This window comes from Fibrobacter sp. UWB7, from assembly GCF_900142945.1.
GTDB lineage: Bacteria > Fibrobacterota > Fibrobacteria > Fibrobacterales > Fibrobacteraceae > Fibrobacter.
On sequence record NZ_FRCO01000001.1, the window covers coordinates 882,327 to 897,196 of the forward strand.

General features: G+C 48.8%; 11 protein-coding genes. 7 read left to right on the forward strand and 4 right to left on the reverse strand.

All coding sequences use genetic code 11. The annotated features are described in order from the left end of the window. Window positions 1-66 precede the first annotated feature (66 nt). On the forward strand, window positions 67-1,644 hold the full coding sequence (locus tag BUC30_RS03660; protein WP_073423572.1) for a biotin attachment protein: 1,578 nt from the start codon (window positions 67-69) through the stop codon (window positions 1,642-1,644). A gap of 149 nt (window positions 1,645-1,793) precedes the next feature. Here the strand turns inward: BUC30_RS03660 and BUC30_RS03665 are convergent, their stop codons facing one another. The 4 genes from BUC30_RS03665 to BUC30_RS03680 form a co-directional block, all read right to left on the reverse strand. Next, window positions 1,794-2,558: a hypothetical protein gene (locus tag BUC30_RS03665; protein ID WP_073423573.1), complete on the reverse strand. Its 765-nt coding sequence runs from the start codon at window positions 2,556-2,558 to the stop codon at window positions 1,794-1,796. A gap of 70 nt (window positions 2,559-2,628) precedes the next feature. Further along, window positions 2,629-5,124, reverse strand: a complete 2,496-nt coding sequence (locus tag BUC30_RS03670) for a hypothetical protein (RefSeq protein WP_073423574.1) — start codon at window positions 5,122-5,124, stop codon at window positions 2,629-2,631. Then, window positions 5,124-6,401 carry a hypothetical protein gene (locus tag BUC30_RS03675; protein ID WP_139260780.1) on the reverse strand — a complete coding sequence of 426 codons (1,278 nt, stop codon included), beginning with the start codon at window positions 6,399-6,401 and terminating at the stop codon, window positions 5,124-5,126. The genes BUC30_RS03670 and BUC30_RS03675 overlap by 1 nt, the downstream gene beginning before the upstream one ends. A 176-nt stretch (window positions 6,402-6,577) precedes the next feature. Next, window positions 6,578-7,801 (reverse strand): sensor histidine kinase, encoded by a 1,224-nt coding sequence (locus tag BUC30_RS03680; protein WP_244536471.1) that lies wholly within the window; start codon window positions 7,799-7,801, stop codon window positions 6,578-6,580. Between the two features lie 176 nt (window positions 7,802-7,977). Here BUC30_RS03680 and BUC30_RS03685 point away from each other — a divergent pair, with 176 nt between their 5' ends. The 6 genes from BUC30_RS03685 to BUC30_RS03710 all read left to right on the forward strand — a co-directional run bounded on the left by BUC30_RS03685 (window position 7,978) and on the right by BUC30_RS03710 (window position 14,836). After that, window positions 7,978-8,829, forward strand: coding sequence for a sigma-70 family RNA polymerase sigma factor (locus tag BUC30_RS03685; RefSeq protein ID WP_073423577.1), 852 nt, complete (start codon window positions 7,978-7,980; stop codon window positions 8,827-8,829). A 118-nt stretch (window positions 8,830-8,947) separates the two neighbouring features. Beyond that, complete coding sequence (locus tag BUC30_RS03690; RefSeq protein WP_073423578.1) at window positions 8,948-10,732, forward strand: S41 family peptidase; 1,785 nt, start codon at window positions 8,948-8,950, stop codon at window positions 10,730-10,732. A 21-nt stretch (window positions 10,733-10,753) separates the two neighbouring features. Further along, the gene (locus BUC30_RS03695) at window positions 10,754-11,527 is read left to right on the forward strand and encodes an MlaE family ABC transporter permease (RefSeq protein ID WP_235002871.1); all 774 of its coding nucleotides are present in this window, start codon (window positions 10,754-10,756) and stop codon (window positions 11,525-11,527) included. An 18-nt stretch (window positions 11,528-11,545) separates the two neighbouring features. After that, window positions 11,546-11,869, forward strand: coding sequence for a DciA family protein (locus tag BUC30_RS03700; protein WP_073423580.1), 324 nt, complete (start codon window positions 11,546-11,548; stop codon window positions 11,867-11,869). Window positions 11,870-11,890: 21 nt separating this feature from the next. Beyond that, window positions 11,891-13,831, forward strand: a complete 1,941-nt coding sequence (gene gyrB, locus BUC30_RS03705) for a DNA topoisomerase (ATP-hydrolyzing) subunit B (protein WP_073423581.1) — start codon at window positions 11,891-11,893, stop codon at window positions 13,829-13,831. Continuing rightward, window positions 13,832-14,836, forward strand: a complete 1,005-nt coding sequence (locus tag BUC30_RS03710) for a polyprenyl synthetase family protein (RefSeq protein WP_073423582.1) — start codon at window positions 13,832-13,834, stop codon at window positions 14,834-14,836. It abuts the gene before it with no gap. Window positions 14,837-14,870 lie beyond the last annotated feature (34 nt).

Sequence of the window (14,870 nt, forward strand, 5' to 3'; positions counted from 1 at the left end):
TCTATTTTTGACCCCGTATTTTATTGTACAGTAAAAACAAGGGATTAAATCCCACAGGAAAACATTATGAAAAAGATTCTGTTCCAAGACACCTCGTTCCGTGATGGCTTCCAGTCCATCTTCGGCGCTCGCGTGTTCATGAAGGACTTCATGCCTGCTGTTGAAGCAGCTGTGAAGGCTGGCATCACCCACTTCGAAGCAGGTGGTGGCGCCCGTTTCCAGGCTCTCTATCAGAACTGCGGTGAAGACGCATTCGACATGATGGACGAATTCCGTCGCGTTGTCGGTCCGAAGATCCGCCTCCAGACTCTCGCTCGCGGTATCAACGTGGTCGCTCTCGCTCCGCAGCCGCGCGATATGATCAAGCTCCATGCCGACATGTTCAAGAAGCACGGCATGACCCGTATTCGTAACTTCGACGCTCTCAACGACGTCAACAACCTCATTTACTCCGGTAAGTGCATCACGGACGCAGGACTTGAACACGAAGTCGTCGTCACCATGATGGAACTTCCTCCGGGATGCGACCTCAACGCCGCTCACAACCCGGAATTCTACGAACGCATCCTCCGCAACATCTTGGACGCCGGTGTTCCGTTCGCTTCCGTCTGCTTCAAGGACGCTTCCGGTACGACGAACCCGACCAAGGTCTACGAAACGTTCAAGCGCGCTCGTAAGCTCCTCGGCGACAAGGTCGAACTCCGCATCCACAGCCATGACACTTGCGGTACTGGTGTGGCTCAGTACAAGGCCGCTATCGAAGGTGGCGCAGATGGCGTCGACCTCGGCCGTAAGCCGCTTTCTGGTGGTACAGCTCAGCCGGACCTCTTCTCCATGTTCCACGCCCTCAAGGGTACGGATTACAAGCTCGCCCTCGGTGAAGACAGCATCGTCGACGATCACATTCCGGAACTCATGGAAGCTAACAACGTCGCTGTTGAATGCCTCAAGGACTACAACTTCCCGCCTGAAGCACGTCAGATCACTACCGACGTTATCTTCAGCCCGATGCCGGGTGGCGCTCTCACGGCTAACACGCTCATGATGCGCGAAACCAAGACCTTCCACCTCTTCCCGAAGGTTATCGAAAACATGAGTGAATGCGTACGCCGCGGTGGCTTCGCTTCCTCTGTGACGCCGGTTTCTCAGTTCTACTTCCAGCAGGCTTACATGAACACATTGAACCAGGCTGCCGGTCGCGGTACGTGGTTCAAGATGACCGAAGGCTACGGCAAGATGCTCCTCGGTTACCAGGGTAAGACTCCGTGCGAACCGGATCCGGAACTCGTGAAGATCGCAGCCGACCAGTTCAACATGAAGCCGTTCAAGGAAGCCTATCCGGGCGTCCAGTGCGCAGAAGAAATTCTTCCGCCGGGCATTCCTGCTGCTAAGAAGCTCCTCGAAGAAAATGGTCTCCCGGTCAACGACGAAACCATCTTTATCACGGGCTGCCTCCAGACGAAGGCTGGCAACAAGGGTATCGAATTCCTCAAGGGCAACCGCCACATTGGCGTGCCGAAGAAGGACCCGAACGCCGCTCCGGCTGTCGACACCAAGAACATGAAGGCTGGCGCAGCAAGCACCTACCGCATTGCCCTTGGCAACCAGAGCTGGGACGTCCAGGTTCAGACCCTCAGCAAGTAAGAGCTTTCGCGAAGTCCTCTGGGCTTCGCTCAAGACTTTACAAAAAAGACTTCGAGCATCCGCTCGAAGCCTTTTTTGTACGCTAATCAAACAAGGTTGCAAAGCAAGCCAAATGAAGCTTCACTTCACAATCTGTCAGAAACTAAATATCAGAAGCTAAACGTCTTGCCGACATTCACACCATAGCCGACCTTTTCCGCTGCAAAGATACCGCCATGGAATCCAGACGGATGGAAGTAATTCAGCATGAATCCGATGTTCATCGTTTTGAGCCACATGACATCAGTATCAAAAGCGATCACGCCATACGGTCCAAGCCTAGCGCCAATGCGAGCCGAAGAATAAAGCTTTACGCCAAACCCTTCGTCGTCATTTTCAGCAAGACTCTTCCCAAGATAGTCGCGAACGTCATCAAAGTCGCCACCGCCTTCAAACAGCTGGACACCAGCACCAAGTCCCAAAATCACAGGACCTACGTCAAAGTCAGCACCAACAGCGATACGTTCCTGGAAGCTCCAGAACGAATACTTTTTCTTTCCTTCTGGAGTCGCAAGCCATGCCATATAGCCTTCATTGCACTTACCCGCTTCCGAGCAATCGAACGACGCTTTACCACCCTTGCCTCCCAAAGCAGCCTCTACGTACAACGGTGTCATAGCACCAAGCAGTCTATAGTTCAATGATGCCGTTCCGCCAGCAGTAAAGCCGTCCTTAACATTACGCCCAGTCATCTTTGCACCGCCATACGCATCAACAGAAAGAGTCATCGGAGAAGATTCTCCATTGATCGCCAAGCGAGGCTGATGAGCCACAATCATCTGCGAGGATCCAATTGAACTCAAATGCGGATTCAAACAACCGCACAACGACAACGCCGCCGCAGAAAGCATACAGAAAAGAATTGATTTTTTCATCTTATTCTCCAACTTATTTGTTTTTGCGCCAAATAATATATCATAATTCATCAAACGCATCAAGAGACCTTCATTTCAACGAAATTGACTTTATAAGACAACGCTCATTAGCAACAACAGGCTGTAGATTCAAGCGGCGTGCGGATTTAGAGCCTTGCGGGGTAACATCCGTATCGATGATTTCGTCTAAAGGTAAAACTTTTTGAACAAATCCATTTTGCAAACTACCGTTATCAAGATTCATCTTCAACAGCTTTTTAGAGTCAAAATAAGCGATCGAATTTTGGCAAGTTCCCGGCCAATAGTCTACAACAAGATTTTTGTAATCATCCATCGAAACCATCTTTCCAAAATCAAAATGCAACCCCTGTCGAGCCCTGTCAAACGTTATCTCAAGCCCTAAACCGAGTTCATCATGATATGGGTTTGCATGGACCGATGCATCCCAAAGCGTATATTCATACGGACCCGGATAAATTTCCGACGATGCAATCTTTGGCGGAACCGCAGCATCCCCCTGCGTATTCAACACAAGATGAGGATTCGACAACGTAACGTTCCCACCATCAGAATTAAGCACAAGACGAAACCAGTGCAAACCATTAAGAGCCCCATCATTTGCGGGCATCTGCCAACGCAATGTATGAGTTTTGCCATCAAGCGTCACCGGCAATTCATTTAACTGCAAATGACCAGAGCAACCCTTAACTCGGCAAACGAGAAGTTCCGCTTTCATCCAGTTTCCCTTAGGATTATCGACCTGAATATCCACCTCAAAAGAAGTATTCGCCTGAATATCGGTTCCATAATTCCAAGTCGCCACTTTTTTCCATCCCGCCGGAAGATTAAACTTCACAGACTCATTCTTCTCCGTTGCTAAAGCGTTGTAGTCATAACGCGCATACGCAAAAGGAATCTGCTGGACAAAGCCGGCATAACGAATAACATCAGGCATCTTACTAGCATCCATGCAATTCGCATTCGGCGAGAAATATCCCACCAATTTCGGATTTCTAAACCGCCCTGCATCAGCATCGTAATCGTACTTTGCCACCTCGCATAAAATTCGCCACAAATCAACCTGCATCCCCTCCATCACGGTCTCGTTTATACGTCCGTTTTCAACAGGCATTTCGACATGGCGACCGCTAATGGCTTCAGCATAACGCGGGTGCGTCGGATCCACGGCATAAGCCGCATTTGCCGTACTTCTGCTCCCCGGATTTTCAAATGGGAAATCCTTATACGACTGTTTAAAACCGCATTCTGAGCGAATTGCCAAATCACCATTGCACTTCATATCCATAGCGCTTACCGTCGGGATAAACGTGCTGCGGTCCTGAATCAATTCGTCATAGCCCCAGGAAGTATTCAAGTTAATACTGAAAAAGAGAACCTCCTGTTTCATATCCTCTGGCATCGCATCCAAAAATCCCTGCCGCAAGGAATTGTAAATCGTCCCTGCAAACGGATACGTAGAACCCTGAATAAAATCATATTTGGAAGTCGAACGGTAATCAACTTTTATAGGATCATCCGTCGTTTCCTTTTTACGGTTATAAGAAATCGTTTCATTGTTATCGGAATAATGCATATGGCTTATCGCAGAACCAAGCGATGCCGGACCCTTTTTCACATGACGTTCGAGTCGGTAATAATCATTTTTATGTTCAGGATTTTTGCCTTTCAACTGTCCTTGCGCAATAAGCACAACAGGGAACTTCTTGTATTCTGCAGCAAGGCGATAATCATCAAAAAGGAACCTGTCCCTTGTATTCACTTCTGAAGTGCATAAACCATCCGTGCACTTATTTTCATAAACAAGCAGATCTGCCGCTCCTTTCGAAAGCAAGATATTCTTGAACATTTCAGCAGACGCAGAGCCACCCTTATCGCCCCAGAATGCCACTGTATTGAATAATCCCATCGGCATTACCGCCCCCTGATGCGGAGAATCCAGCGACGAGAACAAGCGAATCGGAGCATCGAATTCATTTCGATGCGTGTCATAAAGGTAAGAGGCGTAACGTCCAATAACGCCACCCTGACTTATGCCCATGATGACAAAACCATCTTCTTTTGCTCCCGGGAACGGGATATGCACATTATCATTCAAGAAGGCAAACAACTGGCTCAGCGCCTTAGAATTTTGTTGAAGCGAAACACGTACCGTTTCATCAAACTGCACAAGCACAGGAGTGTACCCTAAAGATTTAAGAATATTCGGAATACCGACCTGAGTCACATCGCATTCCAAATCCGTCAAGGTTCTCTTTTCTTCAGGATCCAAATTGATGCCATCAATAATCATGAATGGACGTTCCAAGTAAATGCCCGATGGAGAACTTGCATCTTGAGGGGCGTCCATAATGCGGATACGGACCGACTGGTTATTACCGGTACACGAACTACCTACACGATCCAAGCCATTCAAGGTTACCAAATTATTGCCATTTTCAACACAAAGACGGTCTTTTTCATCCACAAAGAACGCATAATCTTTAGACACAGCCATCGCATTAGTCGTCAAAAGCGAAGCAAGAGCAAACCATAAATAACGCATCATTATTTTACCTCCACAAAGAGATTTTGTTCAACATTACGCAAGGCACTTTTCAGCTTGACTATTATTTTCTGCAAACCCGACGACGGGAACTCCAGTTCAAGCCGTTCTTTGGGAGAAATCGATTTGCACGTTCCCGAAACGCAAACAGAAACAGAGGGCAATTCACGCTGTTTCGTCACAACAAAGTACGGATCAAGCACAAGGCTTATTTTAGAGCCGCGCACAAAAGAGGTCGGAAGCCCCGCCATCAGCAAATGCGCATTCACATTCTGAGTTGAACCGCACGTTTCATCGGCACACGCCTTATACACGTAATCTAAATCAGTTACAAGCAACGGAATTACCGTGTAATCCGAATTTGCAGCAATCGCCTCCGCTTCAAAATAAAGCTGTTTCGGATTGGCAACTGCATTTTCTCGTAATCGATTACGAACGACCGAATACATATTATCGTACCAGGTCAACCGCGACTTTTTCGCAGACATTTCCGATGCTCTAATACTATTCACAATTTTCAAGTGTTCCAGTTCATTTACCAGAAAATCTGCATTCACTGTCGAAATGAGAGAATTCCGTTCTTGAGGCGTATATGCAGCACTGAATTCAGGCTCCAATGCAGGCAGCAATCGCGCCTCGCGTTTTTCGGACCAAGCTTCCACATTGGAAAATTCATATTCCCAATGTTTAGCTCCATCTACAACAACCGTTGCAGAAGTTCCACCCAAATTAGCACCACTCTTTGCGCAACTGAATCCGATATCGTCAATAAAGAGCGTCGTGTACTGGTTTTGCGGAACTTGGAAAAGTCCTACACCCAAATTCACAACATCGATTGCTCCCGTCACGCCCAAACTTGAGAGCGGAATTTCTAGCGCATGCGTTTTATTCGCCGTCAAGTTCACATAATGGACTCGACTCTCAGAAAGCGCTCCCTTCAGCCAAACTCCAAACTTTGCGTTTTGCGTAGCGCGCACCTTCAAACGGAGCACGCCACCATCCACACGCAACGGAAGCGCTTGGAATGAAAGCAATCCCGTCCAGTCGCCTTGCTCATTTTTCGAGCCCGACAACCGGATGTACGGAGCATTCATTCCATCGAAATTTCCCCAGTTCGCTTTCCATTCCGGCGACTCCGGGAAAGTCCTCCCCGATTCAATCATTTGACCATTGTCGCTACCATCCGAATACAGTGCGACGCCCTTACATTCCTCGGCAAAGCCATCAAGAGCCAACAACGCTCCCGCGAAGGCAACGCCTTTAAACATCCTACGCATCATAGGATTTTTCCTTTCTATTGATTTTGAGAATAAACAGGCTTACTCAGCCGTAACGGATATATTAATCGATGTAAGGAAAGGATATAAGTAAGAATATAATAAACCGCCTCGACAACATCGAAGCGGTAAATAAACTACAATAATTTTTTTACTGTGTAAAGGGGTTCAATAAATTTTTATGATTTTTCTTTTTTCAGCTGAATCACCAAATCACTTATATAAACTCCATCGACTATATTCACGGAATACGTATAAGCATCCAGATAAATCAAGTCCAATCGCTTTTCAAATGTAGAAAGTCCAAGCCCGCTTCCCTTGCGGCTCGACTTTCTCGGGAAATTAGAATTTTCAGAATGGAAGTGGAAAACATCCCCCGCCTGCGTAATGGTGATATGCGCAAAGCTCTTGCCGTTCGGATTCACGCAATGTTTCATCGCATTTTCCATCAAGGGCATTACCAACAACGGTTCTATCATCATTTTCGGATTTTCAAGATTCACGTTAAAGACAAAGTCAAAGCTTTCATCGAGACGGAGTTTTTCCAAGTCCGCATACTTTTGCAAAATATCCACATCTTCTTGCAACGTGATATACTTGTCCTTGACCTGGTAAAGCATCATTCTCAAAAGTTGCGAAAGCTTGTTCATGGAGCTTTCGGCTCGTTTCGGATCAATCTGGATTAAAGCAGAAATGTTATTCAAAGTATTAAAGAGAAAATGCGGACTCAGCTGGTTTTTCAAAAAATCCAGCTCGTACTGCAATTCCGAGCGTTTCTGTTCGCGCAAAATAAACGCACGCACAATCTGGCGGAACATCACATGATATAACACGCAAAGAACGCAAACAAACACAACAAGGATAGTAAACGATATAACGGGCCAAACGCCAAAGTGTCCTTTAACAAACGAAAAGCAATAGGAACTAAAGAAGTCACCAACCCCTTCGTTCGGAGAACGTTCCATCACAAAGAACGCCACTTCTCTAAAGAACAACGTTGCCACCACTAAAACGAAATTACAGACAAAATACGTCGCATAGCGTTTTTTAAACACAAGCTGCGGCACCAAAAACTTTTGGTTCAAGATAAAAACGAAAACCGTACTCAGCATGGGCCAATAAAAACCCACAAGCCCTTTAATGTTTACGCTCATATTCAGCGCATTTGTCGGATCCAGAATAAGTACCAACGGGAACAAAAGCATGAACAGCCAAACTAAAAACGCGGGCAAAAAGAGCGGAATAGGGAACTGCACCAGGTCTCGTTCGTCTTTCAAGAGCTCACGAAGCCTGTTTTCATTGCGTTCAAAGCCGATTTCTTGCAAAACGGCGAATTTGTTACGAGTTCTTTGGAAAAGACCTTCACACTTTTCAGTGTTATTTGTAGAAACTTTGTCATTCATACTAAAAAATTTAGTCATTTGACCACTATTTTGGCCCGTCATGACAATTTCGTGACAAAAATCACGAACTTTTTTAACAAAAACTCAATTTAACTTTTGCACGCACCATTCTAAGTAATGACACAAGGAATTCAATCTGGAGGTAAATTTGATAATGTAAAAATGAGGAGGTCACCATGAAAACCCTTAACAATCGAGATCAGAAAGACATTTACATGCAATACCTGAACGACATTTCTCGTTACCCGTTGCTCACAAGAGAACAGGAAACGGTATTGCTCCAGAAATCCGCCGAAGGCAACAAGGCAGCCTTGGACATGCTGGTCAACTCCAATCTTCGCTTTGTCGTGAACATCGCTAACCTCTACAAGGGTCGCGGTCTCGACATCATGGAACTGATTAACGAAGGGAACATGGGACTCATTGAAGCGGCTCGCCGTTTTGACCGCTCCCTCAAAATCAAGTTTATCAGCTACGCCGTGTGGTGGATTCGTCAGAACATCACCCGCGCTCTCTCCGAAAAAGGCCGCATGATCCGCATTAGCGCCGAAAAGGAACTGATGCTTCGCCGTTTCAACCGTCACGCAAAGGACGTTCAGCAGGTCATTGGCGGAACTTACACCGTCAACGCCCAGTCGCTCGAAGGCCTTTCCAAGTACAAGGCTAGCGACATCGAAAAGATCCTGATGATGGGCAACACCACATCTTCGCTCGACACTCCGGTCAATGAAGATGGCGATGCAACGCTTGGCGATACCATTTCGGACACCCAGAACCGCACCGACGAACTCGCCGATAACAACAACCGCGCTGAAGTTTTCGACAAGGTATTGGACAAGAACCTCTCCAGTCAGGAAAAGGAAATCATCAAGCTCTATTACGGTTTCAAGATGGATTCCGACCTGAACCTCAAGGAAATTGCTCCGATGGTGGGTCTCTCCAAGGAACGCGTCCGCCAGCTCAAGGAAAACGCCTTGAACAAGCTCCGCGAAGCGAACGTCGAACGCCTCCTCTGCGAAGCTGCATAACACCTTTATTGCTCCTAACAAGTTTCATACTCTCTCCTTTCATAAAAAAACCGGCTATTCATAGCCGGTTTTTCCTTATAAGGTGGCGATTTTTTATAGGAAATTGTATTTTTAGAGCATGATGTTTAAACCTTTTAGTTTCCGCTCTGTATTTATGGCAACGCTGTCCGCGCTTTGCATCGCGAACGCAGCTACCGACAAGAAAACTCCTCCTGGAGATTTTTACGACGAAGTTTCACGATTGAACAAGGTCCTTTCCGAAGTCAACCGCAAGTACGTTGAAAACGTCAACCCTACGGAACTCACGGACGCCGCCATCAATGGCATCAGAAACATTCTCGACCCGCACACAACGGTTTTCGCCCCCAAGGATTACGAAAGCCTCCGCGTCTCGATGGAAGGTAAGTTCGGTGGCGTGGGTATTACCATCAGCCTCCGCGACAACATCCTCACCGTTATTTCGCCGCTCTCCGGCACACCGGCATTCAAGCTCGGCATTCGCGCTGGTGACCGCATCCGCAAAATCGACGGCAAAGAAACGAAAGGCATGTCGCTCGATGACGCAGTCAACAAGCTCCGCGGCAAGATTGGCACAGACGTGACGGTCGCTATCGAACGTGAAGGCGTTCCCGACCTCATGGACTACACCATCACCAGAGCTGAAATCATTGTTCACGCCGTTCCGTATTACGGCATGGTCACTCCGGAAATCGGCTATATCAAGCTCGCTACCTTCAGTGACAAGACGACAAGCGATGTCGAAAACGCCCTCCGCAGCCTCCAGAAGCAAGGCATGAAGAAGCTCATCCTCGACATGCGTTACAATCCGGGTGGACTTCTGAACCAGGCTATTGAAATCAGCGAACTGTTCCTCAAGCCGGGTAACGTCATCGTCAGCACCCGTGGCCGCACACAGAAGACCGAAAGTGCAGCCCGCAGAACACCGCTCGTGAAGCCGGAAGTTCCGATGGTCGTCCTCGTGAACCAGGGTTCAGCCAGTGCCGCTGAAATTGTTTCCGGCGCACTGCAAGACTGGGACCGCGCTTTGATCGTCGGTAAGACCTCGTTCGGTAAGGGTTCCGTGCAAACGATTTTCCCGCTGGACAATGCAGGTAATGCCCTTAAGCTCACAACGGCATTCTACTACCTCCCCTTCGGTCGTTGCATCAACAAGCCTGAAAACGGCATCAAGGGTCTCGCCCTGCAAGACGAAGAATACGAAGATGAAGAAAAAGACGTTGCCAAAACCGATTCCGTTAAGGCAGACACAGCCAAGCGTGACACGTTCTACACGAACAACGGCCGCATGATGTTCGGTGGTGGCGGCATCAAGCCGGACGTCGATGTGGAACTCGATCCGATGCCGTGGGTTGTCCAAGTCCAGGAACGCATGGCCATGTACTTCAAGTTCGCCGTCAAGATCCGTCCGAGCCTCGAAAAGGCAGGCGTCAAGGTGAATTCCGAATGGACCGTGCCTGATTCTCTCTTCACGCAGTTCAAGGCATTCTGCAAGAAAGACACGAACTTCATGAAGGTCAAGAGCAACGCTCTCGTCGGCGTGGACCAGCTCGAAAAGAGCATCATCCGCGAACAGAACTACATGGGCGATAGCGCCAAGACCATTTCTGATTCTACGCTCGTGAAGCGCATCAGCGAAATGCGCAAGGCTCTTGAAGACAACCGAGATGCCCAGTTCGAAGCCAACAAGGACTACATCAAGGATGGCATCAAGCGTGAACTTCTCACTGCATTCGTGAACGACTCCGTCAGCACCGCATTCTCGCTCAAGCGCGACAAGCAGCTGAACGAAGCCATCAAGTACCTGAGCGACACGCAGCTTTACAAGAAAGCCATCAGCGCTCCGCCGAAACAGAAGAAGAACGCCGCAAAGCCTAAGAAGTAACGGTTCAATTTGATTTCTTTAATGAACAAAATGGCAGAAGGCCTCGGACGAGCCGTAAGACGCTTCCTGAACAAGGTTGTGGGTTACGTGCTGTTTATCTGGGAGTTGTTCAAAAACATTCCCGGAGCCTTCACCAATCTTCACACGACTGTCGAACAGATGCACCACGTGGGTATCACGAGTATTCCCGTGGTATTCGCCGCATCGCTTGCTACAGGCGCCATCATGTCTTGGCAGCTAGCCTACCAATTTGGCGACATGATTCCCATGATGTTTGTCGGCATGGCTGTCGGCAAATCCGTGATGGTGGAACTCTGCCCAATTCTTACGGCGATGGTGCTTGCAGGCCGTATCGGCGCTTCGATGTGTTCGGAACTTGGTACAATGGCGGTCACAGAACAGCTTGATGCATATAAAGTATTAGGACTTAACCCTTACAAATACTTGCTTGCACCAAGACTGATTGCAACCGTCATCATGCTTCCGGTTTTGACCATTTTGAGCATCTTTATCGGCATTGTCGGCGGTTACGAAGTCGCCCACCTCTACAAGGAAGTTTCTTGGTCGGTGTTCTTTTATGGCGTACGCATGTTCTACCAGAACTGGGACTTGGTCGTGGGTCTTATCAAAGCAACACTTTACGGATTCTTCATTTCGAGTTACGCTTGCTTCTTCGGATTCTTTACCCATAGCGGTGCAGAAGGCGTGGGCAAGAGCACCAAGGCGACCGTGGTTGCCGGCATGACAAGCATCTTGATTGGCGGGTTTACGCTTTCCAAATTGCTGCTTGTTTAACGCGATAAATTTGTACAAATGTTCGAAACAAAACGCACGAGCAACAAGAGCTATACGGGGAACAAAGTTCAGGACATTCAAGTCCTTTTAGAGCGTGTTCTCCAGAAGAACCATATCACCGAGGATATCAACTTTAAGACCATTTCGGAGCGGTTTTCGGAGGTGGTTGGCCCCCTCCTGGTAGACCATGTAAAGCCTGAGAAAATCGACAAAAATATATTGGTACTCAAGGTCGCTAATTCGGCGTTAAAGTTCGAAATGAACCTCCAAAAAAAAGCTATTATTGGTAAGTGTAATACCCTCTTAGGGAAGCCTTTTATTCAAGGAATACGATTCGTCTAAGAGGGGTTTAATAGAGGAATTATGGCAGAAGAAACAGAAGAAGTAAAGAAGGCGGAAGCAGATTATAGCGGTTCAAGCATTACCGTTCTCGAAGGTCTAGAAGCAGTTCGTGTCCGCCCTGCAATGTACATTGGTTCCACCGACATCCGCGGGCTACACCACCTCGTTTGGGAAGTGGTCGACAACTCCGTGGACGAAGCTTTGGCTGGCTTCTGCAACCATATCGAAATTTCGATTTTGCCGGGTAACGGCATCCGCGTCACCGACAACGGCCGAGGCATTCCGACCGACATCCACCCGAAGGAAAAGGTTGGTACCATCCAGGTCGTGATGACCAAGCTCCACGCCGGTGGTAAGTTCAACAATAGCTCTTATAAAGTTTCCGCCGGTTTGCATGGCGTGGGCGTGAGCTGCGTGAACGCACTTTCTAACAAGCTTATCGTGACCGTACGCCGCAATGGTCGCGTTGTCCGTCAGGAATTTGCACGCGGTATTCCTTGCGGTCCGCAGGTCGACATTGGAGAATCCGACGGAACGACCGGTACGTCTGTTGAATTCTATCCGGACGATACTATCTTCTCGGAAACCGTTTACGTGTACGACACGCTCGCCACGCGTTTCCGCGAACTCGCATTCCTCATGAGCGGACTTCGCTTGACGCTTACCGACGAACGCGATCCGGAGCACAAGCAGACCGATACGTTCTGCTTCCCCGGTGGCGTTTCTGAATTTGTGCGCTATGTGGACGAACACCGCACACCGCTTTTTGCAGAACCGATCCACTTGGTTCTCCCCGATGGCCAGTACCCCTTGGAAGTTGCCATGTGGTACAATGACGGTTATCAGGAAAACTTCTTCAGTTTCGTCAACAACGTCAATACTTACGATGGCGGTACGCACGTGACGGGCTTCAAGACGGCCCTCACCCGTGTTATCAGCAAGTTCGCACAGGACATGCCGAAGGGCAAGAAAGAAGCGCAGATTACCTCGGACGATATCCGTGAAGGTCTTACCGCAGTCATCGCTATCAAGGTCTCACAGCCGCAGTTCGAAGGCCAGACCAAGCGCAAGCTCGGCAACTCCGAAATCGCAGGCTATGTAGCTTCTGCATTCGGTGCCAAGCTCGAAGAATACTTCCAAGAAAATCCAGCTGCAGTCAAGATTATCTTGGACAAAGTTTATAATGCCGCTGTGGCTCGTGAAGCAGCCCACCGCGCACGTACACTCGCCCGCCGCAAGAACGTTCTCGAAAGCGGTGGTCTTCCGGGCAAGCTCGCCGACTGTTCCAGCCGCGACCCGAAGGAATGCGAAATGTTCATCGTGGAAGGTGACTCTGCAGGTGGTTCAGCAAAGATGGGTCGTAGCCGTGAATTCCAGGCCATTCTCCCTATCCGCGGTAAGATTTTGAACGTCGAAAAGGCAAGCCTCCACCGCGTGCTCGACACCGAAGAAATCCAGAACCTGGTGAACGCCATCGGTACCGGCATCGGCACGGAATTCAAAATTGAAAAGCTCCGCTACGACAAAATCATCATCATGACCGATGCTGATGTGGACGGCTCTCACATCCAGACGCTTCTCCTCACGTTCTTCTTCCGCTACATGCGCCCGCTCATTGACGCTGGGCACATCTTCCTTGCCATGCCGCCTCTGTACAAGTTAAAGATTGGCCAGAAAGAACGCTACCTGTTCGACGAAAACGAAAAGGACAAGGTCATGGCCGAAATCGAAGACAAGAAGAATGTCGCGATTACCCGATTCAAAGGTCTGGGCGAAATGTCGCCGGAACAGCTGAACGACACGACAATGAACCCGAAGACACGATTCCTCAAGCAGTGCCATGTGGAAGACAGCGTGCTTGCCGACCAGATTTTCAGCATGCTCATGGGCGAAGACGTGGAACCGCGCCGCAAGTTCATTGAAACGAACGCATATAAAGTCTTGAACGATTTGGATATTTAAATGAGTCCGACGAAAGCAGACTTCAAAGCCGTTTTATCCCAAGCTCGTGACTTGGTAAAAGTCGAGCTCGACAAGACGGAACAGGTCATTATGCAGGTGGCAAAGAACGCCCCTGCAGGGATTAGTGACCGCCTTGTAACGCTCTTTAGCCGCAAAGGCAAGCGCATCCGTTCGACACTCCTTTGCCTGCTCGCAAACTGCGGCACGCAAAAGCCGAACATCGATCGTGTTGCACATGCCTGCGCTGCCGTAGAACTTTTGCACCTCGCAAGCCTCGTGCACGATGACATCATCGATGGCACAGACGTCCGCCGCGGGCAAAAGACAGCCCATCGCGAATGGGGTACGCAAGTGGCCGTGTTGATTGGCGACTATGTGCTTTCGCAGTCCATGCGCTGCGTCATTGACGAAGAAGCTCGCAACATTCCAGTCATCATCTCTGATGCCGCTGACAAGCTCATCATCGGTGAAATCATGGAACTCGACCATTGCGGCGACATGGGACTTTCTCGCAAGGCTTACAACGAAATCATCGATGGAAAGACAGCAGCGCTCATTGACGCCGCAGCACGCATCGGTGGCATTTTGGCAGGTTTCGATCAGCCGATGGTTGATGAATGCGCTAAGATGGGAACGCACTTTGGAATTGCCTTCCAGATTATCGACGACCTGCTGGACTATGGCTATGGTTCCGTGAACATGGACAAGGCAAAGTTCACCGACCTTTCAAACGGTCTTATCACGCTTCCGCTCCTCTATTACTTCGAGGACTGCACAGCCGAAGAACGTCGCGAAATGGAAGGCTTTATCGCAAAGGCATCTGCAGAAGGCATTCCCGAAAAGATTCAAGACCGCCTGTTTGCAAAGAAGAGCTTTGCGAAGGCAAAAGCCGAAGCCCAGGAACACTTGGAACAAGCGCTTGCCATTGCCGACAAATTCCCGAAAAGCAACTTCACCGAAGAAATCACCGCCATGTTTGCCAGCATGTCGGAACGCGGGAACTAAAGCGACTACGCCGCAGTAAAAAGCAGACAACAGC

Excerpts from the sequence above, each read along its gene's own strand:
- BUC30_RS03695 (WP_235002871.1), top strand. The coding sequence starts at position 10,754 with ATGAACAAAATGGCAGAAGGCCTCGGACGAGCCGTAAGACGCTTCCTG.
- BUC30_RS03660 (WP_073423572.1), top strand. The coding sequence starts at position 67 with ATGAAAAAGATTCTGTTCCAAGACACCTCGTTCCGTGATGGCTTCCAG.
- gyrB (WP_073423581.1), top strand. The coding sequence starts at position 11,891 with ATGGCAGAAGAAACAGAAGAAGTAAAGAAGGCGGAAGCAGATTATAGC.
- BUC30_RS03690 (WP_073423578.1), top strand. The coding sequence starts at position 8,948 with ATGATGTTTAAACCTTTTAGTTTCCGCTCTGTATTTATGGCAACGCTG.
- BUC30_RS03675 (WP_139260780.1), bottom strand. The coding sequence starts at position 6,401 with ATGATGCGTAGGATGTTTAAAGGCGTTGCCTTCGCGGGAGCGTTGTTG.
- BUC30_RS03665 (WP_073423573.1), bottom strand. The coding sequence starts at position 2,558 with ATGAAAAAATCAATTCTTTTCTGTATGCTTTCTGCGGCGGCGTTGTCG.
- BUC30_RS03680 (WP_244536471.1), bottom strand. The coding sequence starts at position 7,801 with ATGAATGACAAAGTTTCTACAAATAACACTGAAAAGTGTGAAGGTCTT.
- BUC30_RS03685 (WP_073423577.1), top strand. The coding sequence starts at position 7,978 with ATGAAAACCCTTAACAATCGAGATCAGAAAGACATTTACATGCAATAC.
- BUC30_RS03700 (WP_073423580.1), top strand. The coding sequence starts at position 11,546 with ATGTTCGAAACAAAACGCACGAGCAACAAGAGCTATACGGGGAACAAA.
- BUC30_RS03670 (WP_073423574.1), bottom strand. The coding sequence starts at position 5,124 with ATGATGCGTTATTTATGGTTTGCTCTTGCTTCGCTTTTGACGACTAAT.
- BUC30_RS03710 (WP_073423582.1), top strand. The coding sequence starts at position 13,832 with ATGAGTCCGACGAAAGCAGACTTCAAAGCCGTTTTATCCCAAGCTCGT.